This is a genomic window from Prevotella sp. lc2012 (assembly GCF_900107065.1).
Lineage (GTDB): Bacteria > Bacteroidota > Bacteroidia > Bacteroidales > Bacteroidaceae > Prevotella.
This window is the reverse complement of the sequence record NZ_FNUF01000003.1, coordinates 217,697-242,831: the sequence shown is the minus strand read 5'-3', so window position 1 is coordinate 242,831 and position 25,135 is coordinate 217,697. Positions and strand designations below refer to the sequence as shown.

The window sequence follows — 25,135 nt, the reverse complement described above, 5'->3', positions numbered from 1 at the left end:
AAAGGCTTATTTTTGCAAACAATTGAAAGAAGAGGGGGAGAAGATAAACTTAAAACAAATAGATATGATTAATCAAAAAACAGAACAAGGTAGCAAGGCCTACCTGATTTCAATTGTGATGGTCGCCGTGTTGGGCGGTCTGTTGTTCGGATATGATACGGCGGTGATCTCTGGCGCCGAGAAGGGACTTCAGGCTTTCTTCATGGAATCAAAGGATTTCACCTATACAGACGGATGGCATGGCTTCACATCGGCTTCGGCACTCATCGGATGTATCATCGGTTCTGCCCTCTCTGGCTTCCTGGCTACTAACCTGGGACGTAAGAAGTCACTGATCGTCGCAGGCCTGTTATTCTTCATTTCCGCTTTGGGAAGCATGGAACCAGAGTTCTTGTTCTTCAAGCATGGAGAGCCTACCTACTCATTGCTTATTACCTTTAATATATATAGGGTGATCGGAGGTATCGGTGTCGGTCTGGCTTCGGCCATCTGTCCGATGTATATCGGTGAGGTCGCCCCCTCTAACATACGTGGTATGCTTGTCAGCTGGAACCAGTTCGCTATCATCTTCGGTCAGCTGGTGGTATACTTTGTGAACTTCTTCATCCTTGGCGATCATATCCAGCCGTTGGTAGAGGAGATGGGAAAGGGTCTCGCATCCATCAATCCCGCCGCTCAGTGGACCGTGACGACCGGCTGGCGCTATATGTTCGGTTCCGAGGCTGTTCCCGCCGGACTCTTCGCCCTGCTCATCTGCTTCGTGCCTGAGACACCGCGTTACCTCGTGAGCATCGGTCAGGACCAGAAGGCTGAGGGAATCCTGGCAAAGATCAACGGTACGGCTAAGGCTGCCCAGATTCTGCAGGACATCAAGGATACGATGGTCGTGAAGACCGAGAAGCTGATGACCTATGGTGCCATGTGTATCTTCATCGGTATCATGCTCAGCGTGTTCCAGCAGGCTGTCGGCATTAATGCTGTGCTCTATTATGCTCCGCGTATCTTCGGCGATATGGGTATGGAGAACCCGATGGTTATCACCGTGTTCATGGGTGTTATCAACATCCTGTTTACGCTGGTTGCCATCTTCACCGTTGAGAAGCTGGGTCGTAAGCCGCTGCTCATCTGTGGCTCGTTGGGTATGGCTCTTGGTGCCTTCGGTGTTGCGGTGACGTTTGGTCACGCAGGACTGGAGTTGGTGACTGCCGCCTCACTGCTTATCTACTCGGCATCGTTTATGTTCTCATGGGGCCCCATCACCTGGGTGCTTATCGCAGAGATCTTCCCCAATACCATTCGTGGCGCTGCGGTGGCCATTGCCGTCGCTTTCCAGTGGATCTTCAATTTCATCGTCAGCTCGACGTTCGTTCCGATGTTCAATATGCATCTGACGGCAGGTGATGACTTCGGCCATTGGTTCACCTATGGTTTGTATGGCATTATCTGTGTGATCGCCGCCCTGTTCGTATGGCGTCTTGTTCCTGAGACAAAGGGAAAGACCTTGGAGGATATGAGCAAGTTGTGGAAGAAAAACTAATCAAAGCAAAACCATATGAAGAGAATATTAGTAGCAGAAGACAATGACAGCAACTTCATCCTGATGTCGTACATCTTGAAGAAGGACTATCAGTATGAAAGGGCCAAGAATGGTCAGGAGGCTGTTGACATGATCGAGGCAGGTGGTTTCGATATCGTGCTGATGGATGTGAAGATGCCTTTGATGGACGGTCTGGAGGCCACGAAGATCATCAAGGAGAAGCATCCTGATCTCCCGATCATCGCCTTGACGGCTAATGCTTTCGATAGCGACCGTCAGTTGGCCTTGTCAGCAGGGTGTGATGATTTCCTCTCAAAGCCTGTCAGCGGAGAGGTCTGTCTGAAGACTATTAAGAAGTATCTGAAGGAATAAGGAACGGGCCTCTGTCAGGCCAGTTCCAATCCGAATGCCTGCCGTAGTTTCTCTACGGCAGGATTTTCTTTGCTCATCAGCTCGAACTGCTCACGACGGGTGAGCACCTTTACATGCTCAGGACGCTCGGCAACGAGGATGGTCAGGGTGATCTGACTGTTATGCAGATTATCCGCCAGTGTTCTGACAATCCTATTCTTGAATTGCTCCATCTCGTCCTTGATGAGATCATTGTCAACGGTGACGGTTACCTGAGACGTGTCGGAGACGACAGGTGTCATGTTCTTCATGCGTGTGGCAATGCTGCTGTATTTCTGAGGCATGCGATTGCACATAGACATCCATTGCAGTTCCAGGTCTTCCTGAGAGAAGACGGCATCTGTCTCTTGCTTGATGGTCGTGTTAACGGTTCCAGGGATGATATTCATCTTCGTCGGCTTACCTTGCTGACGAAGGTTTCTCCATGAATAACCGAGCCCTTTCAGGGAGATGCCTGGCTTTACGGGGTTAGCGGCATTCTTGGGTTGCTCGGACTTTTCCGAGACTTGGGAGACAACAGTCTGGGGAGACACGACAGGCTCAGCCGCAGCCACCTGCGGAGCTGCTGCCTTGGACTGAGACTGTCGTATCAGGTTCTTAAACAGGGTTTTTAATCTTCTGGGGCGGCGCCCCGCACTGGCACCGTCGTCATCCGACTGTGTGATCTGGGCGATCTCTATGAGTGTCAGTTCCACCAGCAACCGCTTGTTAGACGACTGGCGGTAGTTGATGTCGCACTGGTTCATCAGTCGGAGTGCCTGGTAGAGGAACGGTGTCTCGCATCGTTTGGCCTGCTCCTGATAGCGCTGGCGCTGCTGGTCGCTGACCTCCAGTAATGAGAGCGTCTGTGGATCCTTGGCCATCAGCACATTACGCACGTGCTTGGCGAGGCCTTGGATGAGCAGACCACCGTCAAAGCCTTTGTTGATCACACTGTTGAGCAGTATCATGATGTCGCTGACCTTGTTCTCGATGCTCAGGTCTATGATCTTGAAATAGTTCTCCGAGTCGAGCACGTTCAGGTCTTCGATCACCTTATCATAGGTAATGTTACCCTGACAGAAAGAGGCGGCCTGGTCGAAGATCGACAGGGCGTCGCGCATACCACCGTCGGCCTTCTCTGCAATGACGGCCAGGGCCTGTTCCTCGTAGGTGATACCTTCTTTCTCGGCAACATGCTTCAGGTGGTCGACCGTGTTCCTGATGGTCATCCGCTCAAAGTCGTATATCTGACAACGACTGAGGATGGTTGGCAGAATCTTATGCTTCTCGGTCGTCGCAAGGATGAAGATGACGTGTGCGGGCGGCTCTTCAAGGGTTTTCAGAAAAGCGTTGAAGGCTGCTGTGGAGAGCATATGTACCTCGTCAATGATGAACACCTTGTAACGGCCCAGTTGCGGTGGGATCCGGGTCTGTTCCATGAGCGTCTTGATGTGCTCCACGGAGTTGTTACTGGCAGCGTCGAGCTCAAAGATGTTCAGTGAGCGTTGCTCGTTGAACGACTGACAGCTCTCACATTCATTACATGCCTCTCCCTCAGCTGTCGGGTTCTGGCAGTTGATGGCCTTGGCGAAGATACGGGCGCAGGTGGTCTTACCCACGCCTCGTGGTCCGCAGAACAGATAGGCGTGTGCCAACTTCCCGCTCTTGATGGCATTCTTGAGCGTCGTTGTCAGGGCGGCTTGCCCGACAACCGCGTCGAAGGTCATCGGGCGGTATTTCCTGGCAGAAACGATATATTCCATGAATTGCAGATTTAATTTCCCTGCAAAGTTACATAAAAACGAGCGCAGAACAAAATAAGTTCACTTATTTTTTATGCCGAGTGCATGTAACTTCGCGACTTTTGTCGCAAAGTTGCATAAAAATGAGCGCAGAACAAAATAAGTTCACTTATTTCTTATGCCTTTTCTCTCATTTTTATTTGTATCTTTGCACACAAAAGCATGCGAGAATATGGAGATGAATAAGACAAAGCGATGGATGATCGCCGCCATCCTGACAATCTGCGGCATGACGATGGTGTCCTGCTTTTCGGACACGAAGAAAAGTACGACGGTCAGCGCGACTGACGATGCCAGTCAGTTTGTGACAATTACGGATGTGGTACCCGATGCCATTCTGGAGATACGTTATTTTGGAACGTACAACTTTGTGGGTACCCGTATCGATGGCTATGACGAACCGATAGCACTGCTCACCAAGCAGGCTGCTGACAGTCTGAAGGCTGTGAGTGATGACGTTATGAAACTAGGGTATCGACTGAAGATCTACGATGCCTACCGCCCGCAGAAGGGTGTAGACCACTTCGTGCGCTGGGCAGAGGACATCGCCGACACACTGATGAAGCCCTACTTCTATCCCGACCTCGACAAGAGCGTACTCTTTCCTCAAGACTACATCTGTCTGAAGAGTGGTCATACCCGTGGCTCTACCCTCGACCTGACGCTCTTCGACATGAATACGGAGAAAGAAATCGATATGGGCGGCACCTTCGACTGGTTCGGTCCTGAGAGTCATCCCGACTTCTGCGGCAATCCTGAGACGGGCGAATACACAGGCGACAATTCGAAGAGTCCTGCCAATCCGAAACGCAGCATCACAGAGCAGCAGTTCAGAAACCGCATGATCCTACGTCAAGCCATGCTCCGTCACGGCTTCAAGCCTTTCGACACCGAGTGGTGGCACTTTACCCTGAAGGACGAGCCTTTCCCCGATACCTATTTCACTTTCCCCATCAAACCCCATCCGTCACTATGATGTTTGGGGCTGAATCATGCGTGTTATGCCGTCGTGGTGCTTTTTATTCCTCGGCATCCGGCCCCGAATACAGTTTCCTCCGAGCAAAGTCCTGCTTTATTTTATTCAAACCTCCATTTTCCTTCGGGCATGGGGTGGGGGTGATAAAATGTGGTCAAAATGGTCATTTTGACCACTTTGCCTTTTCCTTTTTTATTTTAAATATTTCTAATCCTTTGTGATGTTATATTTCTGTATCAATGGTTTGAATAATGGAAGAGGATTGTCTTTATATGCCATAAGAAAATCCAATCTAATGCCGTAGAATACTTGTTTATCTTGTTTGGCTTTTGACAAAGTCTTGTCTATAAAATTGTAGCTCCACTTATCATTATAGGCCATTAAAGCTCCCAAAGCGCTACGATAGCAACCATATGTATCAGCTTTATTAAGTATATACTGACATTTTTTTCGTACTTGTTGCTTGTATGATTCCGACGGCCATGCTGTAACAGCATCTAATGCAGTGCGGATAGTATCACGATTAGAGATATTAATCTTTTTGTCTATTTGGGAAATCAATCGGATAATCTCTTGTTTTATATCTTCTCTATGATATCTTGCCAAAGCTATCAATGCATATTGATCCTGCTCGTGTAATTGTAGCAGGCGTTTCTCAAATTCTGGCTTTGCAGGTAGCTTGTGGTAAAGATGAGACATGTAACCAAATTTTGGAGAATGATTTGAAAACAGTAGTGCACTATCAATGCGCATAGAATCTGCCAGAGATACTTTATAATGATTTCTTTCATATTGTATCATACCGATTCTTACATTAGATACAATATCCTCTTGTCCGCAATTGCCGTCTGTCGTTGTCACATTAGTAGTGTCATCTATCTCAGAAATGGCCAAGTTAACTGCCTCATGTGGATTCTTCATTAAAAGAGCACGAAAAGCTACCAAGCGTTCGATCTTATCATCATGATTCGCAGCAAGTTCTATTAGCTCCTTAGTAGAAGCATGGGCATATAAGCTGTCGGATTTCTTCCATTGATATGAGATTTCTCCGTGACTATTTTTTATCGTATGAAAAGTTTTTGTTACCTTTATTTGGGGCTTTTTGTTGACTACAAGATCATTTGCTTCATCTGATTTCTTTTTATTCTTACAGCCTTGTAATGAAAGGGCAAATATTCCTATGCCCAGTAACACTGATATAGTAACAAGCCCGATTCTCTTCATATAAGCTCTTATAATGATTGTACTTTTATTCATTTCCCCAGAAGGTGCCCATAAAGCAGTAGTTGCCAAAGGGATCGGCTATGATATAGGCAAAGGGATGGTCGGCATAGAAATAAGCCTCTGTGGGATGCATGAGCGAACTCAAAGTTGCAAATGAAGTAGATGTAATGGCACCAGCTCGCGTTCCGTCTTCGTCCAGAATGACTTTGCTGCTTTGTAAGATTTCTATTACCTTCATCGGACGTGATTGAATGCGGGTCAATTGAGAATCATTACTAAACAGCTTCTTGATGCCCAACGATGCTAGACATTCGTTTGCCTTGATCTATTTTGCCTTTGATGATACCTGCAAAATAGTCATATTCCAAAACCTCTTGAAAGGATTTGCTGATGTCTATGTCCTCCCCTGCTTGGAATAGAGTGGCGGTTCTCATGTACGATGTGGGACCAAGGAATTCGTGCTCTGTCACTTTTGCCTGACCAATCATGAATCTGCGGCAGAGATTATTAATACGCTCCACATCAGTTGGTACAATGTTTAAGGCATGGCATATCTCTTGTTGGGTTTGACCTGATGCACCATTGTTGATGATGTTCAATGAATATAACATGCCAGTAGTCGAGACGAAGACATTCGAATCTTCTCTTTCCTCGCAAATTTTCTTGAAAAGATTGACAGCGAATTCATTGCTGTTACGAACCATTATCTTTTGTTCATCACTCAGTCTGTAGTCCTCTTCTGTCATTGCCGCAATCTTTAACAGATTCTTTTTCGAAGAGCCTTTGCACCCAGCAAACACACAAGCGGAAATATAGAGTATAAACAAAACCTCTATCACCCGATAAGAATACCCAAGTATCGTTCTGATTTTCATTTCTTTTATCAATTGACGTTTCTTGTGCAAAGATATGTATTTTATTTTTAAACTAACAAACATATTAGTATTTATGTAGCAAAAAAAGATAAAACCTTTTTGCATTTCACTCTTTTTTATGTAACATTGCGACAAAAAGTCGCGAAGTTACATGCATTCGGCAAAAAAATAAGTGGACTTATTTTGTTTTGCTCTCATTTTTATGTAACTTTGCCGTCAAAATAGTAGGAGAATGAAAGTATTGGGTCGTATAAAGACTTTCCTGTTACGTCTCTGGCGGTCGCAGTTCCTGAAATATTCGGTGGTGTGTATCGCTGGTGTACTGATCGTTGGCTTCCTTGACGAGAACAGCGTCTGGAGTCACATCAAGAATCTCCAGCGTATCGACGAGCTGACGGAGGAGACGGAGAGGTACAATGCTGACTTCCAGCGCGATCAGGCGCAGATCCGGGAGTTGGAGACCAATCCTAAGGCGATGGAGAAGATCGCCCGTGAGCGTTATTTCATGAAAGCCGACGACGAGGATATCTTTGTATTGAGCGATGACGATCGTGCTCCTAAATCCATTGTTGATCATGAGGAAACTGAGTAATATACAGAATGCGGTGTTCCTGTTGGGCGCCGTGTTGATGGTGATCGGTGCCGGCACCAGTCTGTTGGCATGGAAGAGTGCACCATACATATATGCGGTAGGAGCCATCTGTTTTACGTCCATGCAGATGCTGCAGCGCTATGAGGGGAACAATCTGGTGATCCGTCGTCTGCGTCGGATGATGCTTATCAGCGATTTCCTGTTCCTGCTTTCTGCCCTTCTGATGTTCGCTAACATCGCGAATTTCTTCGGTCTGAGTCAGATCGTCTATGCCCAGTATGTTTATAACAAGTGGGTCATCACGCTTCTGATTGCAGCCATCCTGCAGCTGTATTCTATGCACAGAATAGACCAAGAGCTGGCTAAAGAGGCAAAAAAACTATAAAAGATTGCGCATTTGTTTTAAAATGCGCAAATTTTTTTTTCTACTTCAATATATCGTTGTACATTTGCGCCACGAAATAAATATTTATGAGCAAGATTCTATATGCATTCGTCGTCATAGTTGTGTTCGCATCCTGTGCTGAGTCCTATTCTATCCAGGGTTCCTCCTCTGTATCGTCTCTCGATGGCAGTAAGCTTTATCTGAAGACGGTGAAGGATCAGGAGTTGAAGAATATGGATTCGTGCGATGTCGTGCATGGCAAGTTCCATTTCTCTGGTATTCTGGATACAGTCAAGTTAGCCAATCTGTATATGGATGACGAACCGCTGATGATGCCGGTAGTCATCGAGAAAGGCGAGATCGAGATCCGTATTGATAATACCAGTCGGGTGGTCAGTGGTACGCCTCTGAACGATAAGCTGTATGAGTTTATCCACCGTCACGATCAGTTGGGCAGTGAGATGAACGAGCTTTCTCATAAGCAGAGTCAGATGTTACTCGATGGCGTCGACGAGGAGGTCATCAACCGTCAGCTCTCTGTCGAGGCAGCCCGCCTGTCACAACAGGAGGACAGTCTGGTGACGAATTTCATTGTAGAGAACTTTGACAACATATTGGGTCCTGGAGTCTTCATGATGATGACCAGCAGCTATGCTTATCCTGTGCTGACCCCACAGATCGAGGATATCATGAGCAAGGCCACGAAGAAATTCAAGGACGACCCATATGTGAAGCAGTACTACCAGACGGCGAACGAGATACAGGCCCGTCAGAATGGGCTGGTAGAGGATGCTGCTACTTCTCAGGCTCCGGCGTCGCAGACGCCCCCGCAGACTCCCGACTCATTGCAGATGCCGTCTCTCAATCTGCCTCAGAAATGAAGATACTCATACACGGGGGAACCCTCGTCAACGAGGGGAAGATATTCGAAGGCTCCTTAATCATAGAGGATGAGCGGATAGCCCGTGTTGTTCAAGGACATACAATTCCCGAAGCATCGTTCGACGACGTGATCGATGCTTCGGGATGTTTCGTTATGCCCGGTGTGATCGACGATCATGTCCATTTCCGTGAGCCGGGACTCACGGCCAAGGCCGATATCGACACCGAGAGTCGTGCGGCAGCAGCGGGCGGGGTGACCACCTATTTCGATATGCCGAACACGGTTCCGCAGACCACCACGCTGGAGGCTCTGGAGGAAAAGTTCGTGTTGGCGGCAGCGAAGAGTCATGTGAACTATTCGTTCTTCTTTGGTGCGACCAACGATAATGTGGAGCTCTTCAACCGTCTTGACCCGACCCGGATTCCCGGTATCAAACTCTTTATGGGCAGTTCGACGGGGAATATGCTGGTCGACCGTCGGGATGCGTTAGACCGTATTTTCACGTCGGCAGCGCTTCCAGTCATGACGCATTGCGAGGATACAGAGATGATCAACCGGAATATGGCACTGGCGGTCGAGAAGTATGGCGATGACCCGAAGGTGACCCATCACCCGGAGATCCGTAGTGAGGAGGCCTGCTATGAGAGTACCCGTCTGGCTGTCGAACTGGCCAGGAAGCATCATACCCGTCTTCATGTCGCTCATGTGACGACGGCCAGGGAGCTGTCGCTGTTCGAGCCGTGGACGGTGAACAGCGCCCGATGCCCGCAGATCACCGCCGAGGCCACGGTCTCGCATCTGTATTTCTGCGACAGAGACTATGTCTCTCTTGGAACACGTATCAAGTGTAACCCGGCTGTCAAGACCCAGCGTGACCGTGATGCCTTACGCGACGCGTTGAGCGATGGACGTATCGCCGTCATCGGCACAGACCATGCGCCTCATCTGCTTTCGCAGAAGGAGGGCGGCTGCGTGAAGGCGGCTAGTGGCATGCCCATGATCCAGTTCTCGTTGGTCACCATGTTAGAACTGGTGGATCAGGGGATACTCAGTATCGGACGACTGGTCGAACTGATGTGCCATCGTCCCGCACGTCTTTTCGATGTGCAGCGCAGGGGCTTCCTGCGCGAGGGCTATCAGGCAGATATCGTCCTGGTCCGTCCGAATACCGGTTGGACGGTGACGAAAGAGCATATCCAGAGCAAGTGCGGTTGGAGTCCGATGGAAGGTCACATGTATCTGTGGCGTGTAGAACAGACCCTGTGTAATGGACACACCGTCTACCGACAGGGTCAGGTGGATACGGATTATATCGGTCAACCGGTGCTGTTTTCCAGGGAACGAGGTGACAATGGCGTTGACAGATGAGACTGGTTTACGATATCTCAACGTTGACGCCTTATGTCAACTGGCCTTATTTCTTCTTCGCCTGGCAGGTGAAGGATCCCACGGAGAAGGCCCGCTTGCAGCGTGAGGCAGAGACCTGTCTCACCGAGTTGGAAGACCGTTATCATGTGTATGCCTTGTTCGAGATATGCGATGCCAATGGCGATGGCGATGATATTGTCATCGGGCGTTCCCGGATCCCTTTGTTGCGCCAACAACGTCCGACGTCTGTCGGACAACCTAATCTCTGTCTGGCCGATTATCTCCGGCCGCTTTCCTCCGGTGTGAAAGACCGTCTCGGGGTCTTTGCCACGTCCGTGGATATGGGACTGGAGACCGATTTTGATAACGATCCCTATCAGAAGATGATGGTGCAGCTCCTGGCCGACCGTCTGGCCGAGGCGGCCGCCGAGCGTATGCATGAGGAGGTGAGAAAGACGTATTGGGGCTATGCCAAGGACGAGTGCCTGACGATTGCGGAGATGCAGATAGAGAGGTTCCAGGGCATCCGTCCGGCTGTCGGTTATCCGTCCTTACCGGATACCAGTCTGAACTTCATGCTCGATGAACTGTTGGATATGAAACAGATCGGGATACGTCTCACAGAGAGTGGGGCCATGAAGCCCCATGCCAGTGTCAGCGGTTTCATGTTCTCTCATCCCCAGGCCCGCTATTTCAATCTGGGAAAGATCGGCGAAGACCAGCTCCGCGACTATGCCTCCCGCCGTGGTCTTCCTGTTGAGGTCGTCCGTCGCTTCCTCGCATCTAACCTCTAACCTTTCTTCAGGGTGATCACGACGATCTCGCCCGTGGCTCCGAAACGGAAGGGGACGAGAGCGCCCAGACCGGCTGTCACAAAGAGCGACTGCCGTCCTTCCTGGTACCAGCCGTTGACCTCTTTTCCCGTCAGTGACAACGGACACCATCCGAACAGCTTGATCTGTCCGGCGTGGGTATGACCGCTGAGGGTCAGCTGAGCCCGGTGGTCAGGGATGATCTTCCGTCGCCAGGCCGAAGGGTCATGCTCTACCATGACGATGAAGGCACCGTCGGCCACACCGTCCAGTGTCTTGGTGATATCTCCTTTCCGTGGCGACCGCTTCCCGTCGCCGTCGTTCTCCATGCCGGCTATCGTGATCTGGTCGTTGCCTCGTGCGATGGTACGGTTCTCGTTCAGCAGCAGGGTCCACCCCATCTGCTGTTCCAGACTCCTGGTCTCACGGCAGTTGGCCACCTTCGTCACCTCGTCACACGCCAGGTATTCGGCGTAGTCGTGGTTGCCTAGCACCGAGAGGACACCGTCCTTGGCCTTGAGCGAACTCAGGATGTCCAGGTGCTGGTAGACCTCCTGCGGGTGAATGTTCTGCAGGTCGCCGGCGAACACGATCAGGTCGGGGCGCTGGGCGTTGATACTGTCGATGGCCTGTTTGAGTATCCACTGCCTCCCTTTCGCGTAGGTGCCCACATGGGCGTCGGCGAACAGCACCAGTCGGTAACCGTCAAAGGCCTCCGGCAGGTCCGGCGCGACGAACACGGTGCGGTTGACCTCCAGCTTCCCGAAACCGACGAAGCTGCCGTAGATGACCACATACCAGATGAGCGGCACGCAGAGCGCACCGATCAGATTGCCGATGTTGATACGCCGATGCAGCAGCTTACAGAGTCCTAGGCCTGCCATGGAGAACAGCACGAACACCAGCTTTGGGATGGCAATCAGACCTAGCAGCAGGATGTATATATAGACGATGATCGGGTTGTCGGGGATGAAGCTCTTCTCGTAGGTGAGGAACAGCGTATAGGCCACCAGTACGATGGTGGGCAACCAGCGTAGTAGGCGTTGCCACATGGCGTGTCTGCGACGCCAGTAATGATAGTCCAGATAAAGATCCGGAACGATGATCAGCAGCAGAAAGAGATAAGGAGCTCTGGCAATCATGAACGCGATTACTGGTCAGGGTTTTCCACGTATCCTTGGTATTCAGGTACCAGCGCCGACATCACCGAGTCGTAGGCCTGTCGCAAGGTGGCATTGACATTGTCCGGTCCTTTGCCCACAGGGTAGATGGCCTGGTGGATGGTCAGACACAGCGGGTGCCATTTGATCCATTTGCCGTCGCGCATCCTTGGCAGGATGTTAAACGAGCCGTTGATGGTCAGCGGTACGACGGGCAGCTGCAGCTCGTCGGCCAGGGCGAAGGCCCCTTTCCTGAACAGACCCATATGCCCGGTGAAGGTGCGCGATCCCTCTGGGAAGACCACCACACTGTAACCCTCTTGCAGAATCTCACGGGCGTCCTCGTAGGTCTTGCGTACCTTACTCGGTCCCCGTTTGTCCACGAATATCTGGTGGGATTTCTGACAGGCAAAGCCCACGAAGGGCATCTTCTTCAGCTGGTGCTTCATCATCCATTTGAAGTTACGTCCCAGATGACCGTAGATCAGGAAGATGTCGAACGATCCCTGGTGATTGGCCACGAACACATAGCTCTGGTCTTTCTCCAGGTGCTCGCGCCCCTCCACCTTGACGGGTATCAGCAGCACCTTCAGGATGAGCTTCGCCCACCAGCGTCCGGGATAGTATCCCCAGAAATGACCGTCGCCGATGGTCGTGCCGATACCCACTGTCAGGGCGGTGATGATCGTCAGGATCACCACGATAGGCAGACCGATCAGTAACTGATAAATCCTATATAGAAAGGTCATCATCTTGTTCAGTTTTCAATGGGTTTGGGGTATTTCCGTGTCCATCCGTCCCAGCGCAGCTTCATCACACCCAGGAAAGCCTCACCGAAGATGCCGCCCGACATCTTACTGGTGCCCTCCTGACGGTTGACGAAGATCACCGACACCTCCTTGATCTTGAATCCGATCTTGTAGGCCGTGTACTTCATCTCAATCTGGAACGCATACCCCTTGAATCGTATCTTGTCGAGCTCGATGGTCTGCAGCACCCGCCGTTTGTAGCACACGAAGCCGGCGGTGGTGTCATGAACCAGGAAGCCGGTGACGAGACGCACGTATTTCGATGCGAAGTAGCTCATCAGCACCCGGCCTATGGGCCAGTTCACCACGTTGACACCTGTCACATAGCGTGAGCCGATGGCCATGTCGTTGCCTTCGTCATGACAGGCCGCATAGAGTCGGGGCAGGTCGTTCGGGTCATGACTGAAGTCGGCATCCATCTCGAAGATATATTCATAGTCGTGTGCCAAAGCCCACTTGAACCCGGTGATATAGGCGGTGCCGAGCCCTTGCTTCCCGCTCCGTTCCAGGAGGAAGAGCCGGGGGCCGAACTCCGTGGCCATGAGTCCTCTGACAATGGCTGCCGTCCCGTCGGGCGAGCCGTCGTCGATCACAAGAATATGGAAACATTTGTCAAGGGCAAACACTGCGCGGATGATCTTCTCAATGTTCTCCTTCTCGTTGTAGGTTGGTATGATGACTATGCTGTCGCTTTCGTACATCGTTTTTAATGGTTTGGTGCTGCAAAGATACGAATTAAATTAGAATAAAGGTCAACGAGTCGCGTTTTTTTACGGTCGTCCTACTTTTTTTCTCAATTCTTAACTCTTAATTCTTATTTTCTCCGTACCTTTGCAGTCGGTTCTGATGAATATACAGGAATTAGAAAGTGTCTATACCCGTTTGCCGCAGGTGTCGGCGGTGGTAGATCTGTTAGGGAAATCTTCGGTGAAGACGATTTTCCTCGAGGGCTTGTTGGGCTCCTCGTCATCCATGCTCTTCGGCTGTCTGGCACCGAGGGTCAAGGCCCCGCTGCTTTTCATCCTCCAGGATGCCGAGGAGGCCGGTTATTTCTACCACGACCTCACCCAGTTGTTAGGCAACCGCGACGTGCTGTTCTTCCCCTCCAGTTACCGCCGTTCCATCAAGTACGCCCAGCGCGATGCGGCCAGTGAGATCCTCCGCACGGAAGTGCTGGCGCGCCTCTCTGCCGACAGTCAGGAGTCGTCCGCCCTCTATATCGTGACCTATCCGGAGGCGTTGGCCGAGATGGTGGTATCCAAGCAGGCCCTCGACACCCGGACCCTCGTCCTGGAGAAAGACCAGACCATCGCCGTGTCGGAGATCGAGACCACCCTTCGTGGCTTCGGCTTCAAGGAGGTCGACTACGTCTATGAGCCGGGTCAGTTCGCCCTTCGCGGTTCCATCCTCGACGTCTATTCCTATAGCTGTGAGTATCCCTACCGTATCGACTTCTTCGGCGACGATATCGACTCCATCCGTACCTTTGAGGTCGAGGACCAGCTATCGAAGGACCGGCGCGACCGTATCGAGATCGTGCCCGAGTTGGCCGTCACCACCGAGAACAAGGAACCCTTCCTCTCGTTCGTGCCCAGACAGGTGGTCTTGGTGGTCAAGGACTATCTCTATGTGCGCGATGCTATCGACCGTGCCTATCAGGAAGGCTTCTCCTCGCAGGCGAGACTGGAGCAGTTGGAGGCCGCCACGGAGATGGAGCAGCGCGAGATCGAGCACCAGTTCCGGAAGGAGTCGCAGCTCATCACGGGGGCACAGTTCATGACCGATGCCGAGACGTTCCGTCGGGTGGAGTTCGGCCATCGTCCGTCATCCCAGTCCCAGGCCACGGTCCGCTTCAATATCACCACCCAACCGCTGTTCCATAAGAACTTCGAGCTGCTGACGAAGGCGTTCGACGACTACCTCCTTCAGGGCTATCGTATCTTCGTCCTTGCCGACAGTCAGAAGCAGAACGAGCGCTTGAAGGAGATCCTGACCTCCGCCGACCCCTCCAAGGGCGGTGAGCGCCCGCAGACAGAAGTGTTCACGCCGGTGGACAAGACCCTCCACGAAGGCTTCGTCGACGACGACCTGCGCGTCTGTGTCTTCACCGACCATCAGATCTTCGACCGTTTCCATAAGTACAGTCTGAAGAGCGACAAGGCCCGCAGTGGTAAGATGGCGCTGACGCTGAAGGAGATCCAGCAGTTCGAGATCGGCGACTATGTCGTGCATGTCGATCACGGCGTCGGTAAGTTCGGCGGTCTGGTGCGGATGCCGCAGGGCGACGGTTATCAGGAGATGATCAAGATTCTGTACCAGCGAGGCGACAGTATCTACGTGTCTATCCACTCCCTCTATAAGGTGGCGAAATACAAGTCGCAGGACAATGGTGAGCCACCCCGTCTCTCCACCCTGGGCACCGGTCAGTGGGAGCGCCTGAAGGAACGCACCAAGAAACATATCAAGGATATCGCCCGCGACCTCATCAAGCTCTACGCCAAGCGCCGCCGTGAGAAAGGCTTCGCCTTCAGTCACGACACCTATATGCAGCACGAGCTCGAGGCCAGCTTCCTCTACGAGGATACGCCCGACCAGCTGAAGGCCACCCAGGATGTGAAGGCCGACATGGAGCGCGCTCGTCCGATGGACCGCCTCGTCTGTGGCGATGTGGGCTTCGGCAAGACCGAGGTGGCCGTGCGTGCCGCCTTCAAGGCCGCCACCGACGGCAAGCAGGTGGCTGTGCTCGTGCCGACCACCGTACTGGCCTACCAGCACTTCCGCACCTTTGCCGGTCGTCTGAAGGACATGCCCGTGCGGGTCGACTACCTCACCCGTGCGCGGAGCACCAAGCAGACCACGGCCCTGCTCAAGGACCTGGCCGACGGTAAGATCGATATCCTCATCGGCACCCAGAAGCTCATCGGCAAGAGCGTTGTGTTCAAGGACCTCGGCCTGCTCATCATCGACGAGGAGCAGAAGTTCGGTGTCTCCACCAAGGAGAAGCTGCGCCAGATGAAGTCCAGCGTCGACACCCTCACGATGTCGGCCACGCCCATCCCCCGCACCCTGCAGTTCTCCCTCGTGGGTGCCCGCGACCTGAGTGTCATCCAGACGCCGCCGCCCAACCGTTATCCCATCCAGACCGAGATCCACACCTTCGGGGCCGAGATCATCACCGACGCCATCAACTTCGAGATGTCGCGCAACGGTCAGGTCTATTTCGTCAACAACCGCATCTCCGACCTCACGCATATCGCCGAGATGATCCATAAGTATATCCCCGACGCCCGTGTCGCCATCGGTCACGGTCAGATGAAGCCCGAGGAGCTCGAGCAGATCATCCTCGACTTCTCCAACTACGACTACGACGTGCTGCTCTCCACCACCATCGTCGAGAACGGTATCGATATCCCCAATGCCAACACGATCATCATCAACGGCGCCCATAACTTCGGGCTCTCCGACCTCCATCAGATGCGAGGCCGTGTGGGCCGTGGCAACCGTAAGGCCTTCTGCTACCTGCTGGCACCCCCGTTGGCCGCCCTCAACCCCGAGTCGCGCCGCCGTCTCGAGGCCTTAGAGAACTTCTCCGACCTCGGCTCCGGCATCAATATCGCCATGCAGGACCTCGATATCCGTGGCGCCGGCAACCTCCTCGGCGCCGAGCAGTCGGGCTTCATCTCCGACCTCGGCTACGAGACCTATCAGAAGATCCTGAACCAGGCCATGGCCGAGCTGAGAAGCGAGGAACCCGAGTTCGTCAAGGCCGAGGGCGCAGCAGATAAGAATGATCAGTCTTCGATGGTCAACGCCCAGTGGGTCGACGACTGTGCCCTCGAGTCCGACATCGAGATGTATTTCCCCGACCAGTATGTGCCCAACGACTCCGAGCGTATGCTCCTCTATCGTGAGCTCGACAACCTGGCCAACCGCCACGACCTCGAGGCCTCGCTCGAGGCCTATCGCAGTCGTCTCAGAGACCGCTTCGGCGCGATCCCCGATGTCGCCGAAGAGCTCATCCGTGTCGTTCCCCTCCGCGTCTGTGGCCGCCAGCTGGGCATCGAGAAGCTCATGCTCAAGCAGCAGAAGATGTACTTCTACTTCGTCAGCAACCCCGACAGCCCCTACTATCAGAGCGAGGCCTTCGGCCGCATCCTGCAGTATGTGTCCACCCATGCCCGCCAGTGCAACTTCCGTGAGGCCGGCGGCAAGCGTTCCGTGGTCATCTCGTCCGTCGCCTCCGTTGAGGCTGCGCTGTCAGTTTGTCGTGAGATTCTGACAGATTGACGCATCTTTTCCCCTTGGCATTTTTCTTGCTTCCTGTTCTGTGAACAACGCTTCCAGCGAGGCCGCGTTCAGAATGAATAGTATTAACAACTTAAAAGTATAACGAGGAGGTAACAACTATGATGCCAATGATGAGAAGTAACAACTGGGTTCCCAGTGTATTCAATGATTTGTTCGATGTTGATCTGATGCCGAAGGCCAACTTCACAGCACCAGCTATCAATGTGAAAGAAAGCGACAAGTCCTACACCGTAGAACTTGCTGCACCGGGCATGAAAAAGGAGGACTTCAACGTACACATCAACGACGAGGGCAACCTCATGATCAAGATGGAGAGCAAGAACGAGAAGAAAGACGAGGACAAGACCACCCGCTATCTGCGTCGTGAGTTCTCTTACACCAAGTTCGAGCAGACCCTGATCCTGCCCGACGACGTCAAGCGCGAGGAGATCACAGCGAAGGTCGACAACGGTGTCCTCACCGTCGAGCTCCCGAAGGTTGTTGAAGAGAAAGTCAAGGTCTCCAGGCAGATCGACATCGTATAAATGCAAGGTTTTTAGTTATTGTTTGACAAGAAGAGAGAGGGCGTCACCATTGACGCCCTCTCTTTTTTCTTTTCCCCCCTCCCTCATACGGTCCCTGTGGATGGGGGGATCTTTGGCTTAAAGAGATGCCTCCTATGAGTCATTCAGATAGGGTTTACGAGTCATGGAGATAGGGCCTATACCCCTATAGGGATTATCTCCATCAGTCGTAGATGACGTCTCTTTCACCGAAAGGGATTATCTCTTTCACCCATAGTTGGGGGGGGGGGGCGACACACTTGTCTGGTCGCTTATCAAGGTACAACATTTCAAAGAGCACTTTTTCGTAGTAGGGCGTGGAAGGGTCACTACCTTGCTTCGACAGGCTCAGCAACCGTGCCCCTTCCATAATCTTCTTCTGCTTTTATTTGTGACAGATGGTACAGATGACAGATGGGTTATAAGATTTCTCACGCGTGTACGCAGGAACTTTTGGCGGCTCGAGAGTTCCTGCGTACACGCGCATGTGTATTCAGGACCCATCTGTCATCTGTACCATCTGTCACACAGGAGGGGGGCGAAAATGTATGTGATGTACTTGGTCCATGAGCTATCAATATAAGTCTGGGAACAAAGATACAAAATAAAATCGGGAATTAGGTGTATGCATGCAGTGCATGCACTGCATGCATACACCATAAGTAACTGATTATCTGTGTTTTAATTTTCTAGCTTCACCCCCTCGCGCCTGCCGTGTGTGGTGGGGGTGAAAAGGTAAGGCTGCACCCCATCGTCGGGGTGCAGCCTTCATTAACCAATCAATCATAAATGTATGATGTGAAAACTTTTTCCGTGATTAGTAGCCGGGGTTCTGGTCGGCATCGGTGATGGCGTTGTTGGAGTTGATCTCCAGCGTGGGGAAGGGCAGCAGCATGGCGCGCTGGGCCATCTCCGGCGTACAGATGAAGTAGTCTTCCTTATACTTGGTCGACGACGGCTCGGGACAGTTGGCCGGATGGGCATTGTGGGCCTTCCAGTACTCGAGCAGGAACTCCGGACCGCGGCGACGCATGTCGAAATACTCGGTCTCCTCGCCGAGCAGCTCGAAGAAACGCTCGTACATGATGCGATGACGGAACTCGGCCTTGGTCATGCCGCTCCAGTCGGCGGGCTGCGCAGCGGCGGGCTCGGCACTGTTGCGGGCACGGGCCAGCACCTCGTTGACATACTGGTAGGCCTGGTCGGGACCGCTCACCTCGTTGATGGCCTCGGCGAGCATCAGCAGCACGTCGGCATAGCGCAGGTAGATGAAGTTCTGGGCGGTGTACTGGGCCACGTAGCGGGTGTCGAGGAACTTCTTGAGGTAAGGCCACATGCGGCCGCTACCCGTATCGCTGGTGTAGGCAGGATAGATCTCAACGGTGTCGACACCGCCGTTCTTTGTGTAGTAGTTGTAGATGATTCCTTCCTCGATGCGGGGATCGCCGGGGTACTGCTCACGCCAGGTGTCGAAGATATATTTCGACGGGCGGTAGCGGCCGTAAGGGTTGCTCGATGAGTTGGGCGTGAAGTCGCTGACATCGGGGGCGATGCCCTGGGTCCAGGTGCTGCCGTTGATGTCGGAGAACTGGATCTCGATGATCGACTCTGCCGTATTGCGGTTCTGTGCGTTGTACAGGGTCTGCAGGGGTACCAGCTGGTAGTGGCCATACACCTTCATGCACTCGTCGATGCACTTCTGCCAGTAGGGGGAGCCTTCCTCGCCGTTGGCCAGGGTGATATACACCTTTGCCAGCAGGGCATGGGCGGCATAGCTGTTGGGACGGCCGTCGGTGGGGTTCACCTCGGGCAGCAGCTCGGCAGCCTCCTGGAGGTCGGCGACCACCTGCTGATAGGTCTCCTCGACGGTAGAGCGCGGCATGTCGAGTGTGGTGCTGGTGATGGGGGTGAGGCGCAGGGGCAGACCGCCGAAGGCGCGCACCAGGTTGAAGTAGATCATGCCTCTGAGGAAATGGGCCTCGCCCTTGGCACGGGTCTTGAGCACGTCGGAGGCACCGCTGCCGTCGATCTTGCTGAGCAGGTCGTTACAGTCGGCGATGACACGGTAGCAGGTCTTGAAGTGACGGCCGACGTACTTGTTGTCGGGCTCGGTCTTCTGGGCCTTGGAGTCGTTGTACGACGAACTGGTGTTGTTCATCGTGCCTCCTGCGGTGCAGAAGATGGTGTGGTAGTCGGACTGGAACACGTTGTAGTTGATCAGACCGTGGTAGCATCCCGTCAGGGCTGCCTCCACACTCTTGTCGTTGGAGTAGATGACTGCCTGCGAGGGGAACGAGTCGGTGTTCTCTTCCAGGATGTCGTCACATGACGTGAACAGGGTGCTGCTTATCGTGAATAATGCTGCTCCCAGCAGTATATTGATCTTTTTCATTGTTGCTGTGTTTATAGGGTTAGAATGTAACATTGAGTGTACAGCTGTATGAGCGTGTGATAGGTGCGCTTCCGTAGTCGATGCCGATACGCTTCGGGTCGTTGGAGAAGCTGTTGATGTCGGGGTTGTAGCCTGAGTAGTTGGTGATGGTGAAGAGGTTACGGCCTGTGAGGGTGAGCTGCATGGCGTTGATGAGCTTCACGGGCTTCACGGGCACGTTCCATGTCAGGCTCAGGCTGCCCAGGCGCAGGAAACTGCCATCCTCGATCAGACGATCGGTCAGCTCGCTCAGGGGTACACCGATGCGCGGATAGGTGGTGCTGGGCTTGTCGGCGCGCCATGCGTCGAAGTAGGCCTCGCGCAGGATGTTGTAGTCGTAGTAGGTATTGGTATTGTCGAGCTTGTTGGCGTTGACCACCTCGTTGCCCACTGAGCCGTGGAACTGTGCGGACAGGGTGAAGTCCTTATAGGTGAGCGACGTGTTGAAGCCGAAGGTGAAGTCGGGGTTCGGGTCGCCCAGGATCACGCGGTCCTCGGTGTTGATGACGCCGTCCTCGTTGGTGTCGACATAGGCGATGTCGCCTGCCTTCAGGGCGTCGCCGTTGTACACCAGTCCGTTGGCCTGCTCGTCGCTCTGGAAGATACCGTTGGTCTTGTAGCCCCAGAACAGTCCGATGGGCTTGCCCTTGATGAAGATGTTGACAGGGAAGGCGGCCGAAGCGTAGTACGACAGGTTGGTGCCGTAGTAGGCCTCGTAGAACTCGGTGCCGTACTTGGTCAGGGGCAGACCGAGGTCGGTGATGCGGTTCTTGTTGTGCGACAGGTTGGCGCCGATGGTCCAGGTGAAGTCCTTGGTGCTCACGGGCACGGCATTGACTGCCACCTCGATACCGTTGTTCTGGATCGAGCCGCAGTTCACGTAGATCGAGCTGTAGCCTGTTGATACGGCGGTGTTCATCGACTGCAGGATGTCGTTGGTCTCCTTATGGTAGGCGTCGATGCTGAAGGTGAGGCGGTTGTTGAAGGCACCGAAGTCGATACCGGCGTTGACCTGTGTGGTGGCCTCCCACTTCAGGTCGGGGTTGGCGATCTTGCTGGGCTCCAGACCGACGATGTTCTGACCTGAGCCTGTGGAGTACTCCACATTGCCGTAGGTGTTCTGTGTGGCGTAGGCTGAGATACTCTGGTTACCGGTCATACCCCATCCCAGACGCACCTTCAGGTTGCTGAGCCACTGGCTGTCTTTCAGGAACTGCTCCTGGTTCACGCGCCAGGCCAGGGCCACCGAGGGAAAGAAGCTGTAGCGGTTGCCTTTCTGGAACTTGCTCGAGCCGTCGACACGGCCTGTCAGGGTGACGAGGTAGCGGTCGAGGTAGTTGTAGTTCATACGGACCAGCGATGAGGCGGTGGTCTCGTTGGTCATCGAGTGACTGTTGGTATAGGTCTTGTTGGCATAGCCGATACCGTCGATGCCCAGACTCAGGATCGAGAAGTCCTCGCCCAGCATGCCGTAGCGGTTGGCATCGCGACGCTCGTAGGTGACACCGGCGGTTCCTGAGAGGTGATGGACGTGGTTCAGGGTGTAGTCGTAGTAGAACAGGGCCTCGAGGCCTTTCTTCAGACTTCTCAGCTCGCTGTAGCCCAGCTGACCGTTCACCTTCATGCCGGTGTACACACCTGTGCTGTACCAGCGTGAACGGGTCTTGTCGCGGTTGTCGTAGGAGCCCATCAGGTGGAAGGTGAGACCCTTGATGATCTTATAGTCGAGGGCGATCGACGCCATGGTGCGGTTCTCCTCGGAGTGGTCCTCATAGTCGGTGAGCCAGTTGGTCGGCGTGAGCTGCAGACCGGTATCGTCGTCGTCCTCGGGATCGACATTGGCGAAGGGCTTGGCCAGGACGGCATGGCGCGTCAGACTGGTGCGCTGGTTACCCTGTCCGTCGGTACCTGTGGTCATGTCGTTCACACGGCGCATCATGCTGAACGTACCCTTCAGCGCGAGGTTGTTGTTGAGCTTGTATTGGTAGTTCACACGGAGGTCGGCCTGTGACAGACCGGTGTTGCGGATGATACCTTTGTTGTCGAGGTAACCGCCAGCCACGTAGTAGTTGGCCTTGTCGTTACCACCGTTGGCCGACAGACGGTAGGACTGGGTGATGGCGGTGTGGAACAGCTCGCGCTGCCAGTCGCGGTTCTCGGGGTGGAAGTCGGCTTTGTAGAAGTCTTCTTCCTTCTCGTTCCTGTAGGCGATATACTCCTCGGCGTTGAGCACGTTGATGTGCTTGCTGGCACGGTCGAAAGAGATACCGGTGGTGAGGTTGATCTTGGCCTTGCCGCTCTTACCCTGCTTGGTGGTGATGAGCACGACACCGTTGGAGGCGCGGCTACCGTAGATGGCTGTGGCAGAGGCGTCTTTCAGCACCTCGATGCTCTGGATGTCCTGGGGGTTGATACCTGTCAGACCGCTCTGGGTGGTCTGCACGGGGTCGCTACCTGTGCCACCACCGCTGTTGGGGTTGCCGACGTCCTCGGTAGCGTCGTTCATGATAATACCATCGATCACATACAGCGGTTCCTTGTTACCGTTGAGGGTAGAGGTACCGCGGATGCGCACGTTGACGAGTCCACCCAGCTGCGAGTCGCCGCCGTTGACATACACACCGGGGGCGTTACCCTGCAGCAGGTGGTCGATACCTGAATTGTAGATGGCCTTGTCGTGGTCGACGGCCACTGAAGATACGGAGCCGGTCAAGTCGCTTTTCTTCATCTGACCGTAGCCCACCACCACCACTTCGTCGAGGCTGTGGGCGTCCTCGGTCAGACGGATGTCGATCTGATTCTTGTTGACCTTTATATGCTGTGTCAGATAGCCGATATAGCTGATCTGGATGGTGCTTCCCTTCGGTACGGTCAGCTCGTAGCGGCCGTTGATGTCGGTAACGGTTCCGTTGCCTGTGCCTTTCTCGGTGATGCTGGCGCCGATGATGCCCTCACCGTTCTCGTCGGTCACGATACCTGTGATCTTCTGCCTGGCATCCGACTTGGTCTGTCTCTTCGGCACGATGATGATCTGATGGCCTTTGATCTCGAAAGTGTAGTCGGTGCCCTTGAGCAGCTCGTCCATGATCTGGGGCACGGTCTTGTCCTTTTGGTTCAGAACAACCTGCTGGTTGACGTTCAACTTCGTCGCATTGTAAGCAATACGGTAGTTACTTACAGACTCGATTTTCTCAAATGCCTTCTTCAGGGTCACCCGTTCGTTGTTGAACGATACGTTCTGGGCCTGAAGCGAGAGGCAGCCTCCAAGTAGCAACATAGCAGCTAGTCTCAGAATTCGGTTTTGTCTTTCCTTCATTTTAGGTTGAAATTAGATTGAAATAATAATAGTTAATGTACCCAAAGGACAATAAATGTGAAGTGTACACCCAATCCGTTTATGTTAAATAAAGTAAAAAGAAAAGTTACCTGATGAAGATGTCGTTGCCGTCGATCTCGTAGTTCAGCGAGGGTATCAGCATCTTGATGACGGCCATGATACCTTCGATGCTCTCGCCGGCATTGAAGTGTGCTCTGATGGTCTGATGATTATATCGGCTGTTCTGAATATGAATCTTCACATCGTAGGTGCGCGCAATCTGCTGGAACGCATACATGAGCTCGACCTCGTCGAAATGGAGGGCCGGGATGCGCCAGACGGAGAAGTCGGCCGCACGGACATCGTGCACCTCTACGTCGCCTGTCTTGGTGTCGAGCACCAACTGGTTGTCGGGCGACAGGACATAGGGCTTCTTCTGGTTGGCCACGCTGATCTCGATCTTACCCGTCTCGAGGGTGGCCACGACCTTCGGGTTGTCGGGGTAGGAGAACACGTTGAACGTGGTGCCCAGCACCTTCAGCTTCATCTGGTTCACATCGACGGTGAACGGACGACTGGCGTCTTTCGTCACCTCGAAGAAGGCCTCGCCAGTGAGACAGACATTCCGCTCGGCCGAAACGAAGCGCGACGGATAGATGAGTGAGCTGCCGCCGTTGAGCCATACCCGCGAACTGTCGGGCAGGGTCACCATGCAGCGCTCGCCGTAGGCCGTGAACTGATGCATGAACACCACCTCGGACAGGGATCTCGACTGCTTGAGACCTGAGGCGTAGAAGAAGGCCGCCAGACCCATCAGCGTGAACGGGACGATCCAGATGGCCGCGATCTTCAGCCATGGCAGACGTCCGCTGCCCGATGAACCAGGCAGCGACGACAGGAGCCGTCGGTAGGCTGTCTCCGTAGATGCGTCGTCGGCAGTGGCCTCCTCGCACTCGTCCCAGAGCTCCCGGAGTACGGGATCGAGGTCATGGGATGTGTGTACAAGACGGTCCTGTACCTTTGAAGCTATCTCGTCCGACACCTGATGGCGGAAGAAATACTTGACGATCTGTGGCATGTATCGACTCACGCTATACCTGTTTTTTTATTATATAGACCACCAAGGTCCGCTTTTCCCCCAACCGTAGAGCAATAAAATAAGAATTTTTAGCATATTCCGGATATCGCCTAAGGCCAGGTTGAGGTGATTCTCGACGGTTTTCTTCTGGAGTCCCAGTCGCTCGGCTATCTGGTCGTTGCTCAGGCCCTCCTCACGACTCAGCTTGTAGATGGTCTGCCGTTGCGGCGGCATATTTTCGACCACCATGTCGATCAGGAGCTGCAGGTCGCGGGCCTCGACTTGCTCCTGTGGCGTCGCACTGCCTGTGACCCTATCGCCCATACCGGCGATATCGACGGTGAAGGCCTTGCGGGTGGCCAGGTGATTGAGAACGGTGTTCTTGGTGATGGTGTAGAGGTAGGTGTTAAAGTTCTTTACCTCCTTCAGCATGGACCGCTTGGTCCATAGCTTGATAAACACCAACTGGGTGATATCGTCGGCATCGGCATCATTCTTCACCAGACCTTTGCTGAAGGCCCGTACCTGGGGGTAGGCGACTTTGTACACGGTGTGGAAAGCCTCCTGACTGCCAGATGCCAGTTGTTCGATGATACCCTCGCTGATGTGCATGATGTAGTTTTTCCAAAAAGGTGAGAGCATCC

The 25,135-nt window shown here is 53.3% G+C and carries 21 protein-coding genes; 10 read left to right on the top strand and 11 right to left on the bottom strand.

The window, feature by feature from the left end:
• The first annotated feature begins 64 nt into the window (after positions 1-64).
• Together xylE and BLU99_RS07670 are read left to right on the top strand one after the other, a co-directional pair.
• Positions 65-1,537 carry a D-xylose transporter XylE gene (xylE, locus tag BLU99_RS07675; protein WP_091901135.1) on the top strand — a complete coding sequence of 491 codons (1,473 nt, stop codon included), beginning with the start codon at positions 65-67 and terminating at the stop codon, positions 1,535-1,537.
• 15 nt (positions 1,538-1,552) lie between these two features.
• Positions 1,553-1,909: a response regulator gene (locus tag BLU99_RS07670; protein ID WP_091900787.1), complete on the top strand. Its 357-nt coding sequence runs from the start codon at positions 1,553-1,555 to the stop codon at positions 1,907-1,909.
• Between the two features lie 14 nt (positions 1,910-1,923).
• Here the strand turns inward: BLU99_RS07670 and BLU99_RS07665 are convergent, their stop codons facing one another.
• The gene (locus BLU99_RS07665; protein WP_091900785.1) at positions 1,924-3,693 is read right to left on the bottom strand and encodes a DNA polymerase III subunit gamma/tau; all 1,770 of its coding nucleotides are present in this window, start codon (positions 3,691-3,693) and stop codon (positions 1,924-1,926) included.
• Positions 3,694-3,910: 217 nt separating this feature from the next.
• On the opposite strand from BLU99_RS07665, the gene BLU99_RS07660 reads away from it, so the two are divergent.
• Complete coding sequence (locus BLU99_RS07660) at positions 3,911-4,708, top strand: M15 family metallopeptidase (protein WP_091901133.1); 798 nt, start codon at positions 3,911-3,913, stop codon at positions 4,706-4,708.
• A gap of 207 nt (positions 4,709-4,915) precedes the next feature.
• Here BLU99_RS07660 and BLU99_RS07655 read toward each other — a convergent pair whose 3' ends face one another.
• From BLU99_RS07655 to BLU99_RS07645, 3 genes are read right to left on the bottom strand one after another with little or no spacing between them, the layout of a single operon-like run.
• Entirely contained in the window at positions 4,916-5,965 is a 1,050-nt protein-coding gene (locus tag BLU99_RS07655; protein WP_091900783.1) for a hypothetical protein, read from the bottom strand.
• Positions 5,958-6,194 (bottom strand): serpin family protein, encoded by a 237-nt coding sequence (locus tag BLU99_RS07650; RefSeq protein WP_255397496.1) that lies wholly within the window; start codon positions 6,192-6,194, stop codon positions 5,958-5,960. Before BLU99_RS07650 ends, BLU99_RS07655 begins: the two co-directional genes overlap by 8 nt.
• A 13-nt stretch (positions 6,195-6,207) precedes the next feature.
• Positions 6,208-6,807, bottom strand: a complete 600-nt coding sequence (locus BLU99_RS07645) for a serpin family protein (protein ID WP_176771082.1) — start codon at positions 6,805-6,807, stop codon at positions 6,208-6,210.
• Between the two features lie 232 nt (positions 6,808-7,039).
• Here BLU99_RS07645 and BLU99_RS07640 point away from each other — a divergent pair, with 232 nt between their 5' ends.
• The 5 genes from BLU99_RS07640 to BLU99_RS07620 all read left to right on the top strand — a co-directional run bounded on the left by BLU99_RS07640 (position 7,040) and on the right by BLU99_RS07620 (position 10,829).
• Positions 7,040-7,399 (top strand): FtsB family cell division protein, encoded by a 360-nt coding sequence (locus BLU99_RS07640; protein ID WP_091900777.1) that lies wholly within the window; start codon positions 7,040-7,042, stop codon positions 7,397-7,399.
• Complete coding sequence (locus BLU99_RS07635) at positions 7,383-7,784, top strand: hypothetical protein (RefSeq protein WP_091901131.1); 402 nt, start codon at positions 7,383-7,385, stop codon at positions 7,782-7,784. The genes BLU99_RS07640 and BLU99_RS07635 overlap by 17 nt, the downstream gene beginning before the upstream one ends.
• Before the next feature lie 86 nt (positions 7,785-7,870).
• Positions 7,871-8,665, top strand: a complete 795-nt coding sequence (locus BLU99_RS07630; RefSeq protein WP_091900775.1) for a DUF4369 domain-containing protein — start codon at positions 7,871-7,873, stop codon at positions 8,663-8,665.
• Positions 8,662-10,035, top strand: a complete 1,374-nt coding sequence (locus BLU99_RS07625) for a dihydroorotase (RefSeq protein ID WP_091900772.1) — start codon at positions 8,662-8,664, stop codon at positions 10,033-10,035. Before BLU99_RS07630 ends, BLU99_RS07625 begins: the two co-directional genes overlap by 4 nt.
• Complete coding sequence (locus BLU99_RS07620) at positions 10,032-10,829, top strand: vitamin B12 dependent-methionine synthase activation domain-containing protein (RefSeq protein WP_091900770.1); 798 nt, start codon at positions 10,032-10,034, stop codon at positions 10,827-10,829. Before BLU99_RS07625 ends, BLU99_RS07620 begins: the two co-directional genes overlap by 4 nt.
• Here BLU99_RS07620 and BLU99_RS07615 read toward each other — a convergent pair.
• The 3 genes from BLU99_RS07615 to BLU99_RS07605 are packed head-to-tail and all read right to left on the bottom strand — an operon-like array spanning position 10,826 to position 13,517.
• Complete coding sequence (locus BLU99_RS07615) at positions 10,826-11,989, bottom strand: metallophosphoesterase (RefSeq protein WP_091900768.1); 1,164 nt, start codon at positions 11,987-11,989, stop codon at positions 10,826-10,828. The two genes, BLU99_RS07620 and BLU99_RS07615, sit on opposite strands and share 4 nt — an antisense overlap.
• An 8-nt stretch (positions 11,990-11,997) precedes the next feature.
• A complete protein-coding gene (locus BLU99_RS07610; protein WP_091901129.1) occupies positions 11,998-12,756 on the bottom strand; it encodes a lysophospholipid acyltransferase family protein in 759 nt (252 codons plus the stop codon).
• An 8-nt stretch (positions 12,757-12,764) separates the two neighbouring features.
• Entirely contained in the window at positions 12,765-13,517 is a 753-nt protein-coding gene (locus BLU99_RS07605) for a polyprenol monophosphomannose synthase (RefSeq protein ID WP_091900766.1), read from the bottom strand.
• Positions 13,518-13,662: 145 nt separating this feature from the next.
• On the opposite strand from BLU99_RS07605, the gene mfd reads away from it, so the two are divergent.
• Both mfd and BLU99_RS07595 read left to right on the top strand, forming a co-directional pair.
• Positions 13,663-17,103 (top strand): transcription-repair coupling factor, encoded by a 3,441-nt coding sequence (gene mfd, locus BLU99_RS07600; protein WP_091900764.1) that lies wholly within the window; start codon positions 13,663-13,665, stop codon positions 17,101-17,103.
• 119 nt (positions 17,104-17,222) lie between these two features.
• Complete coding sequence (locus BLU99_RS07595; protein WP_091900762.1) at positions 17,223-17,648, top strand: Hsp20/alpha crystallin family protein; 426 nt, start codon at positions 17,223-17,225, stop codon at positions 17,646-17,648.
• An 835-nt stretch (positions 17,649-18,483) separates the two neighbouring features.
• On the opposite strand, the gene BLU99_RS07585 is transcribed toward BLU99_RS07595, so the two are convergent.
• The 4 genes from BLU99_RS07585 to BLU99_RS07570 all read right to left on the bottom strand — a co-directional run bounded on the left by BLU99_RS07585 (position 18,484) and on the right by BLU99_RS07570 (position 25,103).
• Positions 18,484-20,058: a RagB/SusD family nutrient uptake outer membrane protein gene (locus BLU99_RS07585; protein WP_176771081.1), complete on the bottom strand. Its 1,575-nt coding sequence runs from the start codon at positions 20,056-20,058 to the stop codon at positions 18,484-18,486.
• A gap of 19 nt (positions 20,059-20,077) precedes the next feature.
• Positions 20,078-23,413 (bottom strand): TonB-dependent receptor, encoded by a 3,336-nt coding sequence (locus BLU99_RS07580; RefSeq protein WP_091900756.1) that lies wholly within the window; start codon positions 23,411-23,413, stop codon positions 20,078-20,080.
• A 106-nt stretch (positions 23,414-23,519) separates the two neighbouring features.
• Positions 23,520-24,503: a FecR family protein gene (locus BLU99_RS07575; RefSeq protein WP_144006114.1), complete on the bottom strand. Its 984-nt coding sequence runs from the start codon at positions 24,501-24,503 to the stop codon at positions 23,520-23,522.
• Between the two features lie 18 nt (positions 24,504-24,521).
• Positions 24,522-25,103, bottom strand: a complete 582-nt coding sequence (locus BLU99_RS07570; protein ID WP_091900752.1) for an RNA polymerase sigma-70 factor — start codon at positions 25,101-25,103, stop codon at positions 24,522-24,524.
• Positions 25,104-25,135 lie beyond the last annotated feature (32 nt).